This is a genomic window from Kushneria marisflavi (assembly GCF_002157205.1).
GTDB lineage: Bacteria > Pseudomonadota > Gammaproteobacteria > Pseudomonadales > Halomonadaceae > Kushneria > Kushneria marisflavi.
The window spans coordinates 269,730-291,347 of the sequence record NZ_CP021358.1 but is presented as its reverse complement, the minus strand read 5'-3'; the positions used below and the strand labels follow the sequence as shown (position 1 = coordinate 291,347).

Here is a 21,618-nt window from a genome sequence, read left to right as displayed (position 1 = left end):
AGCGCCACTGGTTAGGTCAGAGCGTGAGGTGTGACAGCATCGTTGAAGGCCACACGGTAAGTACTGGCAGCAGTCTTCCAGAACAGCTGATCCCGGTCGTTCTGGCTTAACGCTTGCGTCAATCGCTTGAAGGCATTCCAGAGCGCGACATAGGAGAACATTCCCTTGTCCACGGGGAAGTTGCTCTCAAGCATGCAGCGCGTCGGACCAAAGGCCTCAAGACAGACTCCGAACCAGGGCGCCCAGTCTCTTGCCAGACGTTCGGAGTCCGGGGGCGCGGGTTGGTGGTGGTAGTCATTGCCGAAAACAGCAAGCCCGAACCCGCCGATCTTGAGGTGCGTATTGGGCAGGGCGGCAAGTTTCTCGAGGCCCGCGCGCCAGGCGGCAAAGTCAGCCGGTGTTCGTTCACGAAATGGCCCGACGCCGAGTGGCCCGCCACAGTGATTGATCACCACCGTCAGCTCCGGCAGCAGGCGAGCGAGCGCTTCGACTTCATGCAGCTGCGTCTGGTAGGCCCAGACGTCCAGGGTCAGTCCGGCCCGGGCGACTTCAGCGGCACCTCGGTGAAATTCCTTTGATCGCAGCAGACCATCCGGAGCCGGCCTCGGATTGGAGCGCACCGCCGGGTCGGGGTGATAGGCCGTGGTATTGCGAATGCCACATACGTGATTCGGGGCCAGTTCCCGCAGGCCATCGAGGGTGTCGCGTACCGCGTCGCCCTGCATGAGGTCGGCAAAGGCAACGATGCCGACCGGATGATTCGGGGTCTGAGCGCTCCACTCAAGGATCGTTTCGACCTCACCCAGCGGGTAGAGCGACTCGGGCCCCGAGCGGCGATACCCGGTGCGGCACTGCACGTAGATACTGGCGCGCACGTCATGGCCACGGCTCACATCGGCGATGAAGTCCTCGGTGCGATAGCGGCTCTCTTCGCGATCCCACAGATGATGGTGCGCGTCCAGAATCGGTTGGGCCGGGTCCAGCACCGACTCATCGGTCAGTGCCAGCCATGCTTCCCGGATCGAGGCATGAGGTGTCATCACTCGGCGACTCGTTTGGCCTTGCGCGCACGCATCAGCCGTGAGAAGACCGGAGACAGTATCACCAGCAGGATCATGCCGATCAGCACCTTGGCCGTCGGGCTCGAGGCCAGAATGTCCCAGTTACCGCCACCAATGCGAAGTGCAAGACGCAGGTTCTGTTCGGCAAACCCTCCCAGAATCAGCCCCAGTACAACCGGCGGCAGCGGGAACTTCAGCTTGTCCATGAAATAGCCGATCAGGCCAAAGCCGAGCATCAGATAGACATCGAACATGCGGCCATTGATCGAGTACACGCCGATGAACACCAGGGAGATGATAATGGCGCCAAGCAGCGGTCGTGGCAGGCGCAGTACCTGCGCAAAGCTGTTGGTGGCCAGCGCCCCCCCGAGGAAGATCAGCAGGATGGCGGCAAACAGGAACTGCCACATGAAGCCAAAGACGATTTCAGGGTTGTCACGGAACAGCATGGGGCCAGGCTGCAGGCCGTGGATCAACAGTCCACCGAGCATGACGGCAGCGACCGCCGTGCCGGGAATGCCCAGCGTCAGCGCCGGGATCAGTGCGGCGGCAGTATCGGCATTGTTGGAGGTTTCCGAGGCAGCAACGCCTTCCGGTTCGCCCTTGCCCCAGTCATCCGGATTTTTGGAGGCTCGGCGGGCTTCGTTGTAACTGAGAAACGCTGCCATGGAGCCGCCGGCGCCAGGCAGGATGCCGACAAACACGCCGATGATTGAAGAGCGTACCCAGGTCTTCCAGTACTTCAGCATGCCGGGGATGGCCTTCCAGATGCTGGTGGTATTGAGTCGGCCGGTATTTTCGGTATCGAAATCGCGGATTTCCTCAAGCAGGCCGATGGCCGGCGGCAGTGCATAGAGCCCGACCAGCAGCACAACGATGTTGATGCCGTCGAGCAGCTCCAGATGCCCAAAGGTGTAACGCTCGGCGCCAGAGATGGTATCGGCACCGACGAGGGAGACAAAGACACCAAAGGCTGCGCTGATCAAACCCTTGATCACGTCACCGCCAAGCAGGAAGACGATGGCCGACATGCCAAAGACCGCCACCCAGAAAATTTCGGTCGGACCGAAAAGCAGAGTGACCTTGGCCAGTGGTGGTGCCAGCAGCATCAGGACCAGCGCCGAGGCGATACCGCCCAGCGCAGAAGAGACCACGGCGACCTGAAGGGCATAGCCACCACGGCCCTGCTGGGCCATCGGATAACCATCGAAACTGGTGGCGACAGCGGCTGGCGTGCCTGGAATGCGCAGCAGGACAGCGGGAATTGAACCGCCGTACATGGCCCCGTTGTAGATACCGGCCATCATGCCAAGGGCGACCAGCGGGTCCATGCCGAAGGTAAAGGGAATCAGTACCGAGATGGCCATGGTGGCGCTGAGACCGGGCAGGGCGCCAACGCAGATACCAGCGACAACACCAACAACGACCGCCAGCAGGTTGCCCAGGGACAATACGGACGGTAGTGCATCAATAAGATTGCCGTACATGACATGTCCTCGTTAGCGCAGGAAGAATTCGGTGGGCAATTCCTGACCCATCAGCAGCACGAAGATGATCGCGATGCCGCCTGTAAAAATCAGATCGGCGAGCAGTACGCCCTTGAGGTTTCGGTACCCGAAGCACCAGGCCACTACCGGGATCATGACGGCTGTTGAGGTGTAGAAGCCCAGCAGCGCTACAGCAGCGACATAAATCGCAATGGACGCCACAATGCCGATAAATCGTTTGGCATTGTCAAAAACCTTGATGGCTGCCACGGTCTGACGCCGGCGGCGCAGTACGCAGCGTCCGATCAGCAGGACGCCGAGCAGGATCAGTGCTGACAGCATGGTGACCGGTAATAGCGCTGTCATGCCCGGCATGTCTGAAGTCCGGGTCAATAGTGCGCCTGCGCCAAGCACGATGATCACGCCAGCGATCAGGTCCGGATCGATACCGCGAGAAGGCTCGTGGGCAGTGTTAGCGGGTTCACTATTCATGGGAGATGTCTCATGGAGTAGCGTTGGAGCCAGCCATGACAGGCCGGCCATGACGATTCAGTCATGCCGTTTGAACCACCGCGCTTTCGTTGGGGAATGGCGCGGTGGCTCTGTCGTGGAGGTCATGTGTCAGAAAATCGGGGCAAGTGGCGCAGGCTTACTTCCAGGGAGTGGTTTCCCAGATGCGTTTTGCCAGTTCCAGCTGCTCGGCGTTGAGGGTTTTGAAGTCATCGCCCAGAGCCAGTTCTGTCGGGTTGCCGGATCGACGCATGGCTTGCTGGAATTCAGGGTCGTCGTAGGTCTTCTGGAAAGCGTCGAGCAGCCTGGTCCTGACGTTTTCAGGCAGGTTCGCCGGCGCTACGAAACCACGAAGTGCCCCGTTGACCAGGTCAAATCCCTGCTCCTTGAAGGTAGGGATGTCGTCAGCCATGGAAGAGCGCTTCTCGGAGGCAATACCCAGTACGTTTAGCTCATCGCGGAAGGCCACGACTTCGGAGATGTTGATGATGCCCATGGTCACATGGCCGCCCATCAGTGCGCTGCGGGCGGGGGCCGAGCCCGAGAAGGGCACAACGGTATAGTCGGCACCGGTGACATCGGTGAGTCTTTGAAGGAAGAAATGGTCGTCGCCACCCAGGCTGGACATGGCCACCGTCACGGCACCGGGACGCTTTTTGGCTGCCTCGACCAGCTTGTCCATGGTGTCAATGTCGCTCTTTTTAGGGGTGACAATGACATTGGGATCGTTCACGACATTGGCCAGATAGGTAAAGCTATCGGCGTTGTAATCGGCGTCCCGGTCCAGGGTTCGAGCCATGGCGCCCGGCAGATTATAGGTGCCGATCGTATAGCCGTCTGGCCTGGCTTCGGCGACCGCGGTAACGCCAATCTGACCACTGGCGCCCGGCATGTTCTTGACCACTACCGAGACATCATTACCCAGGTATTTTTCCAGAAATGGAGCCGTTGTACGGGCCATGACATCGGTGCCACCGCCAGCAGCAAAGCCGACAACCAGGTCGATGCGTTTTTCGGGATAGTCCGCCAGTGCCGCTGTGGACATGCTGCTCGACAGGATAAGTGCTGTGGCAATGGCAATCGATTTGAAACCCATTGTGGTGCCCCTTGAGACATGAATTCGTCTGCGAAGTTAAAGGCACGATTAAAGGGTATTAAAGCGAATAATTTTTCCTGCGTTATCCAGTTTTGTTTCACGAAGCGCTTTAAAGCCAATAATTTATACCTTGGTCTTAAAAGATATTATTTTGCTTAATTGATATAAAAATAAGTGTCAATAAGACTAATGATCTCTGGTTTTGGCCGCACTTGTGGATGCCCGTCCACACCATAAAGATGATCATGATGCCGTAGTGAAAAATCATCACGAACGGATAAATGCTGTTGGCCTTAATAACGTCATTCGTCATGGACAAGTTTAAAAACCGACATGATGAAAAGATGTGGGGCAGAGGCCGTATTGCGCTGAGTTGGCCTGATGCCTTTAAAGGGTTTTGATCTGCCCACGACAAATGGAACAAAACCTTTTGAGATGAAGTTTCCCTTCCTTGATGACTACCTGTCCTTATTGAACTTGATGGGGGACCCAGCGATTTCGTCAAATCGGGTGGGCATTGTGATGTCTTCAGGACGTTCGCTTTCGACGGCCCACCAGCACGGTGGTTGAACCGTCATTCGTATATGCCGAGCCTGCATGAGACAGGAGGTAATGGCATTGGTCGGCTGGTGCCTTGAGAGAGTAGTGTGGCCTGGTTGGGCTCTATTGATACTTCTTCTCTTCAGGTGGGTGGAAATACCGGCATGACTTCGTCTCAAAAGATTGACTCGAGTAAAAAACACCCGAGCGTTCGTCAGGAAAAGGATCTACTGGGCATTCTGGAGGTCCCGTCGGAAGCCTATTACGGTATTCAGACGCTGCGTGCCGTGAACAATTTCCATCTTAGTGGGGTTGCGCTGTCTCACTATCCTCGGCTGGTTGTGGCGCTGGCCATGGTCAAACAGGCCGCTGCAGAAGCCAATCATCATCTGGGCCATCTTGATGAGCAGCGCTTCAGGGCGATTCATGAGGCCTGCCAGCACATCATTGAAGGCCGTTATCATGAACAGTTTGTGGTCGACATGATTCAGGGCGGCGCGGGTACTTCAACCAACATGAATGCCAATGAGGTGATCGCCAATGTCGGCCTGGAAATTCTGGGGCATGCCAGGGGGGACTATCACCACCTCCATCCCAACAATGATGTCAACATGTCCCAGTCGACCAACGATGCCTATCCGACGGCCATCCGTCTCGGCTTGTTGTTGGGTCATGATGCCCTGCTCGATAGCCTGGAGCAGTTGTCCACCTCCTTTGCCGAGAAGGGAAGGTCTTTTGCCGATGTGTTGAAAATGGGGCGTACCCAGTTGCAGGACGCGGTCCCAATGACGCTGGGTCAGGAATTTCAGGCATTTGCCACGACCCTGGGTGAGGATCTGGGTCACCTGCGTCAACAGGTGCCGCCCTTGCTGCGTGAGGTCAATCTGGGTGGCACTGCGATCGGTACCGGCATCAATGCCGATCCGGGGTATCAGCATGTTGCTGTCAACCAACTGGCAAGAATCAGCGGTCAGCCACTGGTTCCGGCGACCGATTTGATTGAAGCCACATCCGATATGGGTGCCTTTGTTCTGTTCTCGAGCATGCTCAAGCGACTGGCCGTAAAACTCTCGAAAATCTGCAACGATTTGCGCCTGCTCTCCAGCGGGCCCCGTACCGGCCTCAACGAAATCAATCTTCCTGCGCGTCAACCGGGCAGTTCGATCATGCCCGGCAAGGTGAATCCGGTCATTCCCGAGGCCGTCAATCAGGTGGCCTTTGAAGTGATCGGCAACGATCTTGCCCTGACCATGGCAGCTGAAGGCGGGCAGTTGCAGCTCAACGTCATGGAGCCGCTGATTGCCTACAAGATCTTTGACTCCATACGGCTACTGACACGAGCCATGGATATGCTGCGCGAGCAGTGCATCGTGGGCATTACGGCCAACAGGGAACATTGTCAGGCGCTGGTGGAAGGCTCGATCGGGCTGGTGACGGCTCTCAACCCATACATCGGTTATGAAAACTCCACACGGATCGCAAGACAGGCGCTGACAAGTGGCCGGGGGGTGCTTGAACTGGTGCGTGAGGAGGGGCTTCTGGATGAAGAGACCCTGCAGGATATTCTGCGCCCCGAGAACATGATCGCACCGCGGCTGGCACCGAAAAATGTTGTGAACAAGCCGTAATCCGGCTCTACCAATCACCCTGCCGTGATGCTTCTGGCTGACACATTGTGTCAGCCAGAAAGCCTCTCAAGCGCTGCTGCCGGTTGCCGATAACCCCTTGATGGATCGTGGGTATGGCGAAAGCCGGGGCAGGGTATCTCTTGCAGGGAAAAGGCAGGCGTTGGATGACATGGCTGGATCGCGTTCTCGTCTGGGCCATGCCGGGCTATTGCAGCTTTTGTCTGGCCGGCGCAGGGGACAGCCCCTGGTGTGAACAGTGTCTGGTCGGGCTGCCATGGCACGTCAGCGGTTGCCCCGTATGCAGCGAGCCGAGACCGGCTTCAGTGCCTTCCCATGTGATATGCGGCCATTGCCTGAAACGGCGACCAGATTTCGATCAGAGCTGGGTGCCCTTTCTTTATGAGGATGAGATTGCGCAGCTGATCCAGCGCTTCAAGTTCAATGCTGATCGGCGTGCCGGACAGATTCTTCTGCAGCTCATGGTGCACGCATTTGACGTACAACATGGCCCCGAACATGTACAGGCCATCGTCACGGCAGATCTTCATTTGAGTCGTGCGCGCGAGCGTGGCTTTGATCAGACACGGTGGCTGGGTCAGCGGCTGGCTCATGCGCTTGACCTGCCGTTGTATCGAGCCACACGACGTCGTCAGACTCCGACACAGAGAGGACTGTCGCGATCGGCCCGCCAGCGTAACGTTCGCCACGTCTATCACGTCACATCAGCGTTGCCGCCATGCGTATTGCTGCTGGATGATGTCATGACCACTGGCGCGACGCTTGATGCGCTCTCGCGTGCCTGCCGTGAAAAGGGCGCCGAGCACGTGACTGCCTGTGCGATGGCTCGTACCCCGGCAGGACGTGCAATCTGATAGCATGGCGCCTTCAGCACGTGGAGGTGGTTTATGGTGGCTCATCCCTTTGAACAGCTCGATCCGGCGCGCATTGTCGCCGCCATAGAAGCACAGGGCTTTTATACTGAAGGCGAGCCCTTTGCCCTCAACAGCTACGAAAACCGGGTCTTTTTGTGGCGCGACGATCAAAATCAGCGCTTTATCGTCAAGTTTTATCGACCCGATCGTCTGGGGGATGCCGCCATTCTGGAAGAGCATGCCTTTGTTGATGAGCTTTATGCCGCCGGTTGTCCGGTCAATCGTCTCTGGCGAAACGATCTGGGTGAGTCGCTCCTTCACCATGACGGCTTTCGACTCGCCATCTTTTATTTTGTGCCAGGTCAGGCGCCGGAGCTGGATAACCCCGAACATCTGTTTGCCCTGGGGGGCGCCATTGGACAGATGCATGCCATTGCCCGGCAAAAGCCCTTCATGCACCGATCCATTCTAAAGCCTCATGCCATCGCGCTTGAGAGTCTTGAAAGCATTCGTGCCAGTCAGTGGCTCAATGCTCGTCAGCGTCGCGCCCATGAACAGATCAGTCAGGCGCTGCTGGACATGCTGCCCGAAAAGGCCTGGCCGGATGACGCCTTTCAGCGTGTTCATGGCGACTGCCATCTGGGCAATATTCTGGGACGGGGAGATAGTTTTACGCTGGTGGATTTTGACGACTGCGTCATGGCGCCGGCGGTTCAGGATCTCTGGATGCTGTTAACCGGAGAGGATGAGCCTGCCTGGCAGGGGCAACTGGCAGAGCTGATCGAAGGATATGAAGAGCACTGTCCGCTGGATCGACGACAGCTGGGCTGGATTGAACAGCTACGAACGCTGCGCCTGGTGCGATATAGTGCCTGGCTGGTAGAGCGCTGGAGTGATCCGGCCTTTCCCCGTGCCTTTCCTTGGCTTGCCAGCGAAAATTACTGGGATCAGCATATCAGAACTCTCGAACAACAGCGTGTCGCGCTGTCATCACCTCGATGGCTGGCGTGACAGGCACTGCGACGATCGCCGGCCAGTCCGGCATTGAAACATGACACGGTGGCCGCCGAGCCACTGGATATACCCGAAACGCAGGAAAGAAACATGAGTCAGGAGATGGAAAATCACTATCGCGAAATCCTTTCGGCGCTGGGTGAAGACCCCGAGCGTGAAGGACTTCAGGACACACCGGCACGCGCTGCCAAGGCCATGCAGTTCCTGACGCACGGCTATCAGCAAAGCCTTGAGGATATCGTTAACGGCGCGGTGTTTTCATCGGATACCGATGAGATGGTGATCGTGAAGGATATCGAGCTCTATTCGATGTGCGAGCACCACATGCTGCCCTTTATCGGCAAGTGCCATATCGGCTATCTCCCGCGTGGCAAGGTGCTGGGGCTTTCCAAGTTTGCCCGTATCGTGGACATGTACGCGCGTCGTCTGCAGATTCAGGAAGAGCTGACGCGCCAGATTGCCAATGCCGTACTCGATGCCACCGATGCCCGCGGGGTTGGCGTGATCGTCGAGGCGCGTCACATGTGCATGATGATGCGTGGCGTCCAGAAGCAGAACTCCAGCATGAAGAGTTCTGTCATGCTGGGAGATTTCCGTGACAACCTGTCGACACGTCAGGAGTTCCTGACCCTCGTCCATAACTGATCTCCATTACACTGCCTCTATGGCCACATGGCCGGTGGCAACGGTTCTCCTGTTCAGCGGCATGTCCTATGCTTGGGCCTATCCCGAGTGCTCAAGGGACTTCAAGCTGACAGGAGAACGACATGGATACGTTGAACGACAAGCATCTTTTCAGACCCTTCGCCTATATTGACGGCAGCTGGGTAGCGGCCGACAGCGGTGAGCAGATCGAGGTCGACAATCCTGCCACGGGCGAGATCATTGCCCGGGTTCCCCGACTTGGTGCTGCCGAGGCGAATCGTGCCATTGAAGCGGCACATGCTGCCTTTCCGGACTGGCGTGGCCGTACGGCCATTGAGCGCGCTGATATCCTCTATCGCTGGTATGAGCTGATGATCGAGCACAAGCGCGATCTTGGCCGAATCATGACGCTTGAACAGGGCAAGCCCGTTGCCGAAGCAGAAGGCGAAATCGTCTATGCAGCCAGCTTCATGCGCTGGTTCGCTGAAGAGGCGCGCCGCGTCTATGGCGATACCATTCCGGGTGCGAAAGCCAATCAGCGCATCATGGTGCTCAAGCAGCCGGTCGGCGTTGTCGGCGCCATCACGCCCTGGAACTTTCCTTCCTCCATGATTACTCGCAAGGCGGCGGCCGCACTTGCTGCAGGCTGCCCGATCGTGATCAAGCCGGCAGGACAGACGCCGCTTTCTGCCACGGCGCTGGCGGTATTGGCCGAGCGTGCCGGCGTGCCACGCGGTGTGTTTAACGTCCTGCCGGGCAGCGCCAGCGATATCGGCAAGGCGATGACCGAATCACCGCTGGTGCGCAAGATCACCTTTACCGGGTCCACCGATGTGGGTCGAAAGCTGATGTCACAGGCCTCGACCCATATTCAGAAGGTATCGCTTGAATTGGGCGGCAACGCGCCCTTTATCGTCTTTGATGACGCCGATCTGGATGCCGCCGTCGCCGGCGCCATGGCGTCGAAATTCCGCAATGCGGGACAGACCTGCATCTGTACCAACCGATTCCTCGTGCAGTCGGGGGTCATCAACGCCTTTTGTGAAAAGCTGGCGGCGGCGATGAACGGTGAGCTGGTGGTCGGCAATGGCATGGAAGAGGGCGTCAACATCGGCCCCATGATTGATGAAAACGCCGTCAGCAAGGTACATGAACACGTGCAGGATGCCATCGACAAGGGCGGTGAGCTCATGATCGGCGGTCACCAGCATACGCTGGGCGGACGCTTCTACCAGCCGACCCTGATCAATGGTGCTGATACGTCGATGAAGGTGGCCTCTGAAGAGACCTTCGGACCGCTGGCGGCGGTATTTCCCTTTGACGATGAGGCGCAGGCCATCAGCATGGCCAACGATACCGAGTTTGGCCTCGCCGCCTATTTCTACACGCGCGATGCCGGGCGGATCTGGCGTGTGGGTGAGGCGCTGGAATACGGCATCGTGGGGATCAATGAAGGGCTGGTCTCCAACGCCGCGGCGCCGTTTGGCGGTATGAAGGAGTCCGGGCTGGGGCGTGAAGGTTCACGCTATGGACTGGAAGAGTATATGGAAACGAAGTATCTGTGCATGACCATCGATTGATCCGGGTCAGTGACAGACACTTTCAAGCATTAAAAAACCCCGCCCTGGCGGGGTTTTCGGTATTCGAGGTTCAGGAGCACATGCTGCCCTGTGCCGGCGTGAACCACCAGCTGTGCTCGCTGGCATAGCCGTATGTGCCGGCTGTCGTTACGATGGTGATCGCAACGGCAATAGTGATTTTCTTGATGGTCAATCCCTTGAGAGACAGTACCTTCCACATGCGTGTTTACTCCGGACAATTTTTTTAATTTTTGCCATCAAGGGTCATTGCTGTTGACCCTGACCGGGCTACGCATTATTGCTCGAAGAAATGTGAGGCGACTGTGCTGTTTGGATTAAGCCCGGTTTCAGTATGAACTTTTTATAACCATGGGTGTGATGAAAAGCGGGATGTTAAAAAGGCCATCCCCTATCGGGTATGGCCTTTTGGATCTGCGGGTATGCGTTAGTGCCTGAAGTGACGCATACCGGTAAAGACCATGGCCATGCCGGCTTCGTCGGCAGCCTTGATGACTTCTTCGTCGCGCATGGAACCGCCTGGCTGAATCACTGCCGTGATGCCTGCTGCCGCGGCATTGTCGATGCCGTCACGGAACGGGAAAAAGGCATCCGAGGCCATAACGCTACCCTTGACCTCAAGACCGGCATGATCTGCCTTGATGGCGGCAATGCGTGCAGAATTGACGCGGCTCATCTGGCCGGCGCCTACCCCGACGGTCTGGCCATCGCGCGCATAGATGATGGCATTGGATTTGACGAATTTGGCGACCTTCCAGGCAAACAGCAGGTCATCAAGCTCTGAGGCCGTGGGCGCGCGTTGTGTGACCGTACGCAGCTCTTCTTCAGTGACCATGCCGTCGTCGCGGGACTGAACCAGAAGGCCGCCGGTCACGCGCTTGTAATCAAAGCTCTCGGGCGCATGCTCGGGCCAGGCGCCACACTCCAGCAAACGTACGTTTTTCTTGTCGGCGACGGTCTTGCGTGCGGCATCGCTGATGGCTGGTGCGATGATGACTTCAACGAACTGACGCTCGACGATAGCGGCGGCCGTGTCGCCGTCGAGTTCGCGGTTAAAGGCAATGATGCCGCCAAAGGCAGATTCGCTGTCGGTGGCAAAGGCGAGTTCATAGGCGCTCTTGAGCTGGCCGTCACGGCTGATGCCAACGCCACAGGGATTGGCATGTTTGACGATGACACAGGCGGGGGCATCAAAGCTCTTGACACACTCCAGTGCGGCATCGGTGTCCGCCACATTGTTATAGGACAACGCCTTGCCCTGTAGCTGGACGGCGCTTGAGATACTGCCCGGGCTCGGTTCACGCTCGGTATAAAAGGCCGCCTGCTGGTGCGGGTTTTCGCCATAGCGCATCTGCTGACGCTTGTGGAACTGGGTCGACCAGGTACGGGGCAAAGCGGTGGTCTCACCATCACCGGCCTCGACGATGCCGCCCAGATAGCGAGCGATAGCAGCGTCATATCCGGCCGTATGCTCGAATGCCTTGACGGCCAGATCAAAACGCAGGGGCTGGTGGGTGCCCTTATCTGTTCCTTCCAGTGATTCAAGCACGCGCGTGTAATCGACGGGATCGACCACGATGGTGGTATAGGCATGGTTTTTGGCGCAGGCACGCACCATGGTCGGGCCGCCAATGTCGATATTTTCGATGGCGCGCTCCAGCGTGCATGCCGGATCTGCCACGGTTTCCTCGAAGGGGTAGAGATTGACCACCACCATATCGATCGGAGCGATGTCGTGTTCGGCCATGACCGCGTCATCCTGGCCACGGCGGCCCAGGATGCCGCCGTGAATGCGCGGATGCAGGGTTTTGACCCGACCATCCATGATCTCAGGGAAACCGGTGTGCTCCGACACTTCGGTAACGGCAATGCCCTGTTCATTGAGAAGGCGCCATGTGCCACCGGTCGAAAGAAGTTCCACGCCAAGGTTGGAAAGGCGGCGGGCGAAGTCCACGATGCCTTCCTTGTTGGAGACACTGATCAGTGCACGGCGGATCGGCAGGCAGGCGTTGGACATTGCAGTCTCGTCTTGATGAGTCATGAGGTTTCCGTGGCAGGCAGTAAGCATGTCATGCGCGAGCAGCGCATCAGGCTCAGATCAGATCGTACTGTTTGAGCTTCTTGCGCAGTGTTCCGCGGTTAAGGCCCAGCATCTGTGAGGCCTGGGTCTGGTTGCCGCGGGTATGGGTCATGACCGAGCGCAGCAGCGGGGCTTCCACTTCGGCCATGACCATGTTGTACAGGTCGGTTACGTTTTCACCATCAAGATGGGAAAAATAAAGCGACATGGCCTGATCAACGGCTTCACGCAGCGTGCGCGACTGAGAAGGATGCTGGTGAAGCTGAATGGGGGTTTCACCCGGTTGATCAGACAATGGATGACTAGTCATGCGGCACGCGTTCCATCTATATGGGCGAACGGAGAATTTTCGGCAAAAAGCTCTTTCAGGTAGCGCTGCTGTTCATCGCACTGTTCGAGGGTATTGAATGCGCGACGCCATTGTTCGCCATCCTCGGCGCAGGCGAGATACCACCCGATATGCTTGCGTGCAATGCGCACGCCCATGTGCTCACCGTACAGTACATAAAGGGCTTCGAGGTGGTCGGTCATGACCTCGGAACGCTCGGCGGCGGTGGGCGGGCTCAAAAAATTGCCGCTTTCAAGGTAGTGTTCGATCTCGCGAAAGATCCAGGGGTTACCCTGTGCCGCGCGACCCACCATGACAGCATCGGCGCCGGTATAGTCGAGTACGTGTCGGGCCTTCTCGGGTCCGTCGATGTCGCCATTGGCAAACACCGGTATGGTCAGCTCGGACTTGATCCGAGCGATGGTGTCGTACTCGGCCAGCCCATGGTAGCGCTGCTCGCGAGTGCGTCCATGGACGCTCAGTGCGGCGATACCGGCAGATTCTGCCATGCGCGCAATAGTCAGTGCATTGCGGGTCTGATCACACCAGCCGGTACGAATCTTGAGCGTCACCGGAATCTCGACGGCATTCACTACGCGCTCAAGTATTTCGGCCACCAGTGACTCATCGCGCATCAGGGCTGAACCTGCGGCCTTGTTGCAGACCTTCTTGGCTGGACACCCCATGTTGATGTCGATGATCTCGGCGCCGTTATCAGCGTTGACGCGAGCAGCATCTACCAGCATGGCGGCATCGCCGCCGGCGATCTGCACCGAGCGGGGGCCGGGCTCGCCGGTGTGATCCAGTCGCAGGCGTGATTTGGGCGTGTGCCATAGACGCTTGTCGGCCGTGACCATCTCGGAAACCACCAGTCCGGCACCCAGCTTTCTGCAGAGCTGGCGAAAGGGGCGATCGGTGATTCCCGCCATGGGCGCAAGAATAACGCGCCCGGCCAGCCGGTGAGGGCCGATACAGGGCAGTCCGCTAACCATTGAAAGCTTTATCCGAAAAAGGGAGAGACATGATAGCGACCTGAGCGCCGATCTTGAAGGGCCAGGTCGCGTTGCTACGCCGAAAGAACGGGCCTCAGACGGACTCGGCCGGGCGATAGCCTTCGACACAAACCCAGCCCTCGCGCTCGCGCGGCTCGTTCATGTGAAGTCCCTGATCGCGATAGGCATCAAGAATATCATTGGCCTGGTGCGACAGAATGCCCGAGAGTGCCAGGCGTCCGCCCGGAACGACATGACCTGCAATCATGGGCGCCAGTTCGACCAGCGGTCCGGCCAGAATATTGGCCACCACTACGTCAAAGCGATCATTGGGTGCCTGTTCGGGCAGATAAAGATCGAAATCCTGCTCGGCAATGTCATTGCGACCGGCATTGTCGCGGCTGGCCAGCAGTGCCTGCGGATCTATATCGGTGCCCACGGCATGAGCCACGCCGAGCTTGAGTGCCGCGATGGCCAGAATGCCCGAGCCGCAACCAATGTCGATCAGGCGCTTATGCTCCAGCTCACCGGCTACGGCCAGCTCGTCAAGCCACTGAAGACAAAGGGCGGTGGTCGGGTGTGTGCCGGTCCCGAAGGCCAGGCCCGGGTCCAGCATCAGATTGACGGCATCCGTTTCCGGCGGGTCGAACCAGCTGGGTACGATCCATAGCCTTTGGCCCATTTTCATGGGTTCAAAGCCGTCCATCCACTCGCGGCTCCAGTCGCGATCCTCAAGCACTTCGTATTCAATCTCGGGGCAGGGCTCATCACCAGCAACGCTGGCCCAGTGCTCTCGCACTCGGGCGATCATGTCGCTGACGCCTTCCAGATCGTCATAGAGACCGGTCAGAACGGTTTGATTCCACAAGGGGGTGGTGCCGCGCTCGGGTTCGAAGACCGGATCATCCACGGCATCTTCAAGCGTAATGGCCTGAGCGCCTTCATCGGTCAGAAGCTCTTCGAGCAGTTCGGCGTATTCCGGCGCGATGTGCGCCTTGAGTTGAAGCCAGGCCATAAGGCCTCCTGCAAGCAGGGTTGAAGGCAGTCACGACTGCCCTGAAAGCATCAGGGGGCGATATGATCGCCCCCTGATGGGTCAGGAATATACCGCTATCCGGTGAGCGTTATTGCAGGCCCAGTTTCTTTTCCAGATAGTGGATATTGACGCCACCGCGCTGGAATTCGCTATCACGGACCAGATCCTTTTGCAGATCGGTATTGGTCTTGATGCCCTCCACCAGCAGCTCATCCAGCGCATTTTGCATGCGAGTCAAAGCGCTTTCGCGGTTCTCGCCCCAGGTGATCAGCTTGCCGATCAGGGAGTCATAGTTGGGCGGTACCGTATAGCCGGTATAGAGGTGTGAATCCATGCGTACACCCAGCCCGCCCGGCGCATGATAAAAGCTGATCTTGCCGGGCGAGGGCATGAAGGTGCGCGAATCCTCGGCGTTGATGCGACACTCGAAGGCATGCCCGTTGGCCACCACATCTTCCTGGCGAATCGACAGGGGAATGCCGGAGGCAATCTTGAGCTGTTCCTTGACGATGTCCACACCGGTGACCATTTCGGTGACCGGGTGCTCGACCTGAACGCGCGTGTTCATCTCGATAAAGAAGAACTCGCCGTTTTCGTACAGGAACTCGAAGGTGCCCGCGCCGCGGTAATTGATTTCGAGACAGGCATCCACGCAGGCCTTGAGCACGTTCTCGCGGGCCTTTTCATCAATATGGGGTGCCGGAGCTTCCTCGAGCACCTTCTGATGACGACGCTGCAGTGAGCAGTCGCGATCGAAAAGATGGATGGCATTGCCCTGGCCGTCGGCGAGTACCTGTACCTCAACGTGACGAGGCCGCTCCAGATACTTCTCCATGTAGACGACATCGCTGCCAAAAGCAGCATTGGCTTCCGATTTGGTTACCGCTACGGCCGATACCAGCTGGGATTCTTCACGAACCACTCGCATGCCACGGCCGCCGCCGCCGGCAGCTGCCTTGATCATGACCGGAAAGCCGATGCGGCGACCGATCTCAAGGATTTCAGCCTCATTGTCGGGCAGCGGACCATCGGAGCCCGGAACCGTGGGAACACCGGCCTTTTTCATGGATTCGATGGCCGAGACCTTGTCACCCATCAAGCGAATGACGTCAGCCGTTGGTCCTACAAAGACAAACCCGGAGCGCTCGACCTGTTCGGCGAAGTTGGCGTTCTCGGAGAGAAAGCCATAGCCCGGATGGATGGCGGTGGCATCTGTCACCTCGGCGGCTGAAATCAGCGCCGGGATGTTGAGATAAGAGGCCGGGGAGGGCGCAGGCCCGATGCAGACGGCTTCGTCGGCGAGACGGACGTGGATCAGGTCACGATCTGCCTTTGAATGGACCGCCACCGTCTTGATACCGAGCTCCTTGCAGGCGCGCAGTATACGTAGTGCGATTTCGCCGCGATTGGCGATCAGTACCTTTTCCAGCATGCTGAAAATCCTGTCAGGCAATGATGATCATGGGCTGGTCGAACTCGACCGGCTCGCCATCTTCAACAAGGATGGCATCGATCACGCCGTCCTTGTCCGCTTCGATCTGGTTCATCATCTTCATGGCTTCAACGATGCAGATGGTGTCACCCTTTCTGACGGTCTGGCCGACTTCGACGAACGACTTGGCACCGGGTGCCGGCGCGCGATAGAAGGTGCCGACCATCGGAGAAAGCACCTGATGGCCGCTCGGCACGGCCGGTGCGGATTCTTCGGCCGCGGCCGGTGCACCGCCGGTGCTCTGCTGCGGCTGTGCCTGAGTCTGCGGGTAATAGCCCATCGGTGCCTGCGGCATCATGACCTGACCCTGCTGGCCGGGCAGATTGCGGCTGATGCGGACGGACTCCTCGCCTTCCTGAATCTCGATTTCGCTGATGTTGGATTCTTCCAGCAGCTCGATGAGCTTCTTGACCTTGCGAATGTCCATGGCAATACCTGTTGATCGATCGGGCCTCGTCTGGCACAGGGCCCGGGAAATAAACTCTGTTGTCAGGCAGCGGATGTGCCCTCGAACACCTCATGGTTAACCTGAAGGTCAACCGGCAAGATAGCGACATGATCTCAGACGATCACGTCGCCGCAAATGTGTTGGGGGAGTTTGCCGAAAAAAGCGAACGGTGTCCAGAAAGTCGCCGAATGATATGAGCCAAATTCGATCAGGCATTTTCTTTAACCTGCTTGAGCAAATCGCGCATCCGGGGACGCTCGATTTCACCCTGAGTACGCTGATCGGTCATTTCCTGTCCGCCGCTGAAAAACAGCAGTGCCGGGGGGCCGAAAAGGCCATAACGCTTGAGCAGCGCACGTACTTCCGGGCCGTTATCCGTGACATCCAGACGAATCAGGTCAAGGTCCTGAAGCTGCCGGCGTATATCGTCGTCTCCCAGTACGTCACGCTCAAAATGACGACAGCTGATACACCAGTCAGCATAGACATCCACCATGACCGGCCTATCCGCATGACGGATTAAATCGTCAAGGGCCTGACGCGTTGTCACCGTAGTCATCTCGGGGGCTGCAATATTGCTGGTGCTCGGCGAGGCTTGCCCATCACTGGCCAGCGGCATCCATGGATCCTCATGCCCCATGGCGGCACCGATCAGGCATAAAGCCCCCCAGAAAAGAATCATCAGGGCCAGTGCCTGACGAAGACGCGACCAGAGTGCCAGCCTGCTGCCCGACAGGGCGCCCATGCCTGCACTGGTCAGTACCATAAGCCCGCCCCATAGCCCCAGCGACAGGGTTGAGGGGATCAGACGGTCAAGCAGCCACAGGGCAACGCCTGCCAGCGCCACGGCAAAGAGCTGACGAACGCCTTCCATCCAGGGCCCGCTATGTGGCAGCCAGCCGGCGCCCAGCGTGGCGACAAGAATCAGGGGGAGGCCCATGCCCACCCCCAGTGCCAGCAGAGCCAGCATGCCGGTCAGCGGGTTGGCGCCGGCGGAAAGATACACCAGTACGCCGGCCAGCGGAGCAGAAATGCAGGGCGAGACGATCAGGGTCGACAGGGCTCCGGCCAGTGCGGCACCGGACAGGCCTGCATGACGCAGCCGATCCTGCCATGTATTGATGCGTTGTTGAAAACGCCCACCAGTCGGAAGCTGCCAAGCTCCCATTAGCCACAGGGCCAATATGACAAACAGGCCGGCAAAGGGGATCAGAATCCAGGGCGACTGCAAACGTGCCTGCAGGTTGAGGCCGGCGCCGAAAAGACCCATCAGTGTCCCCAGGGCGGCATAGGTCAGCGCCATGCCGGCGACATAGGCCGATGACAATGCCAGTGCCCGGCGTTTGTCGGCATTCTGGCCGACCACCAGGGTGGTCACGATGGGCAGCATGGGAAGCACACACGGCGTGAAGGCAAGCCCCAGGCCCGCCAGAACAAAGATTCCCATCATGACCAGCAGGCCGGCCTGGTCTGGCAGTAGCGGCGCCCCGGTAGCGTTATCAGATGATGGCGGCGTGACAGTATCGGTCGCCGGTATCGAATTATCCGGCCCCTGAGCATCAATGAAGCGCTCGGGCGTATCGCCTGGCGCTGCCTGAAGATGGCGTGTCTCGGGTGAATAGCAAAGGCCGGCCTCGGCGCAGCCCTGAAAATGAACCCGGATCGGAACCGCGGCCTCGTCGGGCAGCGGCGTTTTCAGTATCGCCGTCATGATCAGCGGATGATGAAAGACTTCCACATCGCCCAGAAACTCATCGTGAATGGCTTCCCCGCGAGGAATGTCGGGTGCACTCAGGGTGATGTCGGCACGGTCACTTTCAAGACCGAAGCGGTGACGATAGAGGTAGTAAGCGTCTGCACTTTCAAATCCCACCTTGATCGTATTGCCTTCACGCCATGCTTTGTAGGTAAATGCCTGATCAACCGGCAGGAAGTTGCCGTCGCTGGAGGCATTGTCCTTCGAGGTTTGCCATGGAGAGGTCGTAACGGCGCTATCGACGCGGCTGGCGCCCTCAACAACCACATCGTCGTTGACGCTGGAAAAGATATCGTTTGCAGAGGCCGCGCCTGAAAGGACCGCGCTCAGCAGGATAACGAGTAACAAAAAGAGGGCGCGCGACATCATGAACTCCGCAGCGCTGGCATATCGCAATGCCGAAAATGGAAAAGGTAGTGCCGGAATAAAACATGTCGCGGCACCATGGCGCCGCGACATGCAGTCAGAAAGACACTTTTTCAGCGAATAGGTTCGCTGATCGGTCTTTCAATGGTCACACGATCATGACGTGATGATCAGTGACTTTCCTTCTGGAAAGCATCAATGGATTTTTCGATGGCCTTGATGGCGGCTGCCTTGTCGCCCCATGTGTCGATCTTGACCCACTTGCCCTTTTCGAGATCCTTGTAGTTCTCGAAGAAATGAGCAATCTGCTGACGCAGCAGCTCGGGCAGGTCGGTGACTTCTTCGATATCGTCGTAGGCGGCAGAAAGCTTCTGGTGCGGTACGCAGATCAGCTTGGCATCTTCGCCGGCTTCATCGGTCATGTGCAGGATGCCTACCGGGCGTGCACGGATGACGCAGCCAGGCTGTACCGGGTAGGGCGTGACGACCAGTGCGTCCAGCGGATCCCCGTCGTCGGCCAGAGTATTGGGGATAAAGCCATAGTTGGCCGGGTAGAACATCGGGGTCGGCATGAAACGATCGACCAGCAGCGCGTCGAGATCCTTGTCGATTTCATACTTGATTGGCGTATGGTTGGCAGGAATTTCAATCGCCACGAACAAATCGTGGGGAACATCCTTGCCGGCGGGGATCTTGTCGAAACTCATCGATCGAGTCCTTGCGTTTGCGGGTTGAAAATTCGAGGGTGAAAATCGTGGAAAATTATACGAACCAGGCAGGACGATTACCAATCCGGTCGATCGGTAGCTCCCGATCCGCACAATACGATAAAACCGTTGCCTCGTAAAAAAGGATGCCAGTGACGTGCAAAGTGGCCTGTCTTTAAGTTTCGGACATGCGTTCGTGGCGCCTGATCAACGCCGTCACCGCTCATCGATGTCGGTCCAGATCCCCGACAATTCGCGTCAGCTCGAGGCCAAGGGCGCCTGTGCCATTATCGCGGACTCTACCTGGCGCAATGCCATTGCCCGTCAGGCCGGCGACATTTCCGTGCGTGGTTTCCTGGCTGACTACTACTCCACACCTGATCACTGGGACATCAAGACGTCGGCCACGAGAGTGCTGCGAGCGCTTAACGGCTGGTGTTATAGCCAGAGTCGCTATGTTCAGGGTGGCAGTTATATCAGCTCGTTGTCTGCCATTATCTTTCGTGGCCGGGAAAGTTTTCTGTTTCACATGGGAGATACGCTTGTCTTTCGCCTGAGAGGTGCCGAGTTCGAGCAGATTTCACGTGATCACGTCACGGACCTGGGGGGGTATCGCTATCCCTCTCGTGCGCTGGGCATGGACAACAACATCGATATCGATCACATGACCCTGCCGCTCAAGACGGGTGATGTGTTTCTTTTTACCTCGCAGGCCGTACGCGGAACGCTGACGCCCACGGATTATGTGCATGCCATTCGTCAACAGGATGATGATTTGGATGCTGCCTGCGAGCGTCTGGCCGGCATGGCGCGCGAGCGTGCCGGCGCGCGAGGCTATGGTGCCGAAGCCTTCTGCTTTCAGCTGGTGAAAATTGAAGGGCTGCCCAGTGAGGAGGCGGGCTTGCCCTCTCAACTGCCCGGGCAGATGCCGATTCCTGCCGAGCTTGAAGCAGGAGATCGCATTGATGGATTTCTCATTGAGTCGATCATTTCAAAAACGGCGCGCGCCCACGTTTACGGCGTTCGGGATGAGACGTCGCTGCGGCGAATGGTGATGAAGGTCCCAAGTCCGGAGATGTCGTCCAGAAATCCGTATCTGGAGCATTTCCTGTTACAGCAATGGATTGGCGAGCGAGTGCGCTCGCCTTTTGTGGTACGTATCGTGACGCCACCGCGACCCCGGCGTCATCTTTACTACCTGATGCGACCGGTGGAAGGGCAGCCGCTGGATCACTGGCTGGAGCAGCATCCCGAGGCCGGGATCGAGCAACGACTGGATATCGCACGCCAGCTTGCTCGTGCCGTGCATGCCCTTCATCGTCGGGATATTCTTCATCAGGCCATTCGTCCTGAAAACATCATGATCGACGAGCATGATCAGGTCGTCCTGATCGATTTTGGGGCCTGTGCCCGTCGACTTGATGACGACAACAATGCTGCATTGGCGCTGGCGCGCGAAGGCAGGCTCGGCATGCATAGTGCGCCGGAGTATGCTCTTGGGCTGGGGGTCAGTCGCCGAAGCGATCAATATTCACTGGCCTCAACCACTTATTGGTTGTTGACGGGTGCCATGCCTTACGCGGCGGCACCGAATACGTTGAAAGATGAGCAGGCACTTTCAACGCTGACCTATCGTCGCGCTAGTGATATCAACCCGCAGGTGCCGGTGGCGCTGGACAATGCATTACAGCGTGCACTTTCACCGCGTAGAGCCCTGCGTTTCCGGCGTCTATCCGAACTGATTCAGGCGCTGCGCTATGCCACGACGTTTGTGGATGATGAAGACGATGATGCATCTTCTCTCGTGCCAGAACCGGTGCCCGATATGCTGCCCTCAAGGCAAAAATCCCTGAGGGTATGGCAGGGCATTGCCGCGGCACTGCTGGCGCTTTTGATTGCCGTCATGATGATCAAATAGGATAGATATGAGGCATTGAAAAGCCCCGGCCACACCTGTGTGAC

Annotated in this window: 19 protein-coding genes; 6 read left to right on the top strand and 13 right to left on the bottom strand. The window is 57.9% G+C overall.

The genetic code is table 11. The features are described from left to right. Positions 1 to 11 precede the first annotated feature (11 nt). The 4 genes from B9H00_RS01400 to B9H00_RS01385 all read right to left on the bottom strand — a co-directional run bounded on the left by B9H00_RS01400 (position 12) and on the right by B9H00_RS01385 (position 4,154). The gene (locus tag B9H00_RS01400; protein WP_086899149.1) at positions 12 to 1,040 is read right to left on the bottom strand and encodes an amidohydrolase family protein; all 1,029 of its coding nucleotides are present in this window, start codon (positions 1,038 to 1,040) and stop codon (positions 12 to 14) included. Next, positions 1,040 to 2,548, bottom strand: a complete 1,509-nt coding sequence (locus B9H00_RS01395; RefSeq protein ID WP_086622644.1) for a tripartite tricarboxylate transporter permease — start codon at positions 2,546 to 2,548, stop codon at positions 1,040 to 1,042. The genes B9H00_RS01400 and B9H00_RS01395 overlap by 1 nt, the downstream gene beginning before the upstream one ends. Positions 2,549 to 2,560: 12 nt before the next feature. Beyond that, on the bottom strand, positions 2,561 to 3,040 hold the full coding sequence (locus B9H00_RS01390) for a tripartite tricarboxylate transporter TctB family protein (RefSeq protein WP_157663156.1): 480 nt from the start codon (positions 3,038 to 3,040) through the stop codon (positions 2,561 to 2,563). 157 nt (positions 3,041 to 3,197) lie between these two features. Further along, entirely contained in the window at positions 3,198 to 4,154 is a 957-nt protein-coding gene (locus B9H00_RS01385; RefSeq protein ID WP_086622646.1) for a Bug family tripartite tricarboxylate transporter substrate binding protein, read from the bottom strand. Between the two features lie 704 nt (positions 4,155 to 4,858). Between B9H00_RS01385 and aspA the strand changes: the two genes are divergently transcribed. From aspA to B9H00_RS01360, 5 genes are all read left to right on the top strand, one after another. Then, positions 4,859 to 6,322: an aspartate ammonia-lyase gene (aspA, locus tag B9H00_RS01380; RefSeq protein WP_086901639.1), complete on the top strand. Its 1,464-nt coding sequence runs from the start codon at positions 4,859 to 4,861 to the stop codon at positions 6,320 to 6,322. Positions 6,323 to 6,708: 386 nt separating this feature from the next. Beyond that, positions 6,709 to 7,194 carry a ComF family protein gene (locus B9H00_RS01375; protein ID WP_236944328.1) on the top strand — a complete coding sequence of 162 codons (486 nt, stop codon included), beginning with the start codon at positions 6,709 to 6,711 and terminating at the stop codon, positions 7,192 to 7,194. 36 nt (positions 7,195 to 7,230) lie between these two features. Beyond that, positions 7,231 to 8,205, top strand: coding sequence for a serine/threonine protein kinase (locus B9H00_RS01370; protein ID WP_086901637.1), 975 nt, complete (start codon positions 7,231 to 7,233; stop codon positions 8,203 to 8,205). A 93-nt stretch (positions 8,206 to 8,298) separates the two neighbouring features. Then, a complete protein-coding gene (gene folE / locus B9H00_RS01365; protein WP_086899148.1) occupies positions 8,299 to 8,853 on the top strand; it encodes a GTP cyclohydrolase I FolE in 555 nt (184 codons plus the stop codon). 122 nt (positions 8,854 to 8,975) lie between these two features. Further along, a complete protein-coding gene (locus B9H00_RS01360) occupies positions 8,976 to 10,433 on the top strand; it encodes an NAD-dependent succinate-semialdehyde dehydrogenase (protein WP_086899147.1) in 1,458 nt (485 codons plus the stop codon). 70 nt (positions 10,434 to 10,503) lie between these two features. On the opposite strand, the gene B9H00_RS16705 is transcribed toward B9H00_RS01360, so the two are convergent. The 9 genes from B9H00_RS16705 to ppa all read right to left on the bottom strand — a co-directional run bounded on the left by B9H00_RS16705 (position 10,504) and on the right by ppa (position 19,656). Continuing rightward, positions 10,504 to 10,653, bottom strand: a complete 150-nt coding sequence (locus B9H00_RS16705; protein WP_157663155.1) for a hypothetical protein — start codon at positions 10,651 to 10,653, stop codon at positions 10,504 to 10,506. A gap of 225 nt (positions 10,654 to 10,878) precedes the next feature. After that, the gene (gene purH / locus B9H00_RS01355) at positions 10,879 to 12,492 is read right to left on the bottom strand and encodes a bifunctional phosphoribosylaminoimidazolecarboxamide formyltransferase/IMP cyclohydrolase (protein WP_407656541.1); all 1,614 of its coding nucleotides are present in this window, start codon (positions 12,490 to 12,492) and stop codon (positions 10,879 to 10,881) included. A 52-nt stretch (positions 12,493 to 12,544) separates the two neighbouring features. After that, positions 12,545 to 12,841, bottom strand: a complete 297-nt coding sequence (gene fis, locus B9H00_RS01350) for a DNA-binding transcriptional regulator Fis (RefSeq protein ID WP_227875826.1) — start codon at positions 12,839 to 12,841, stop codon at positions 12,545 to 12,547. Continuing rightward, complete coding sequence (gene dusB, locus B9H00_RS01345) at positions 12,838 to 13,851, bottom strand: tRNA dihydrouridine synthase DusB (protein ID WP_086899145.1); 1,014 nt, start codon at positions 13,849 to 13,851, stop codon at positions 12,838 to 12,840. The genes fis and dusB overlap by 4 nt, the downstream gene beginning before the upstream one ends. 94 nt (positions 13,852 to 13,945) lie before the next feature. After that, positions 13,946 to 14,866, bottom strand: coding sequence for a 50S ribosomal protein L11 methyltransferase (gene prmA / locus B9H00_RS01340; protein WP_086899144.1), 921 nt, complete (start codon positions 14,864 to 14,866; stop codon positions 13,946 to 13,948). Positions 14,867 to 14,975: 109 nt separating this feature from the next. Beyond that, complete coding sequence (gene accC / locus B9H00_RS01335; protein ID WP_086899143.1) at positions 14,976 to 16,319, bottom strand: acetyl-CoA carboxylase biotin carboxylase subunit; 1,344 nt, start codon at positions 16,317 to 16,319, stop codon at positions 14,976 to 14,978. 13 nt (positions 16,320 to 16,332) lie between these two features. After that, a complete protein-coding gene (gene accB, locus B9H00_RS01330) occupies positions 16,333 to 16,806 on the bottom strand; it encodes an acetyl-CoA carboxylase biotin carboxyl carrier protein (RefSeq protein WP_086899142.1) in 474 nt (157 codons plus the stop codon). A gap of 229 nt (positions 16,807 to 17,035) precedes the next feature. Next, positions 17,036 to 18,952, bottom strand: a complete 1,917-nt coding sequence (gene dsbD, locus B9H00_RS01325) for a protein-disulfide reductase DsbD (protein ID WP_157663154.1) — start codon at positions 18,950 to 18,952, stop codon at positions 17,036 to 17,038. 167 nt (positions 18,953 to 19,119) lie between these two features. Beyond that, complete coding sequence (gene ppa, locus B9H00_RS01320) at positions 19,120 to 19,656, bottom strand: inorganic diphosphatase (RefSeq protein WP_086899140.1); 537 nt, start codon at positions 19,654 to 19,656, stop codon at positions 19,120 to 19,122. A gap of 229 nt (positions 19,657 to 19,885) precedes the next feature. Here ppa and B9H00_RS01315 point away from each other — a divergent pair, with 229 nt between their 5' ends. Then, entirely contained in the window at positions 19,886 to 21,574 is a 1,689-nt protein-coding gene (locus B9H00_RS01315) for a bifunctional protein-serine/threonine kinase/phosphatase (RefSeq protein WP_086899139.1), read from the top strand. The last annotated feature ends 44 nt before the right edge of the window (positions 21,575 to 21,618 follow it).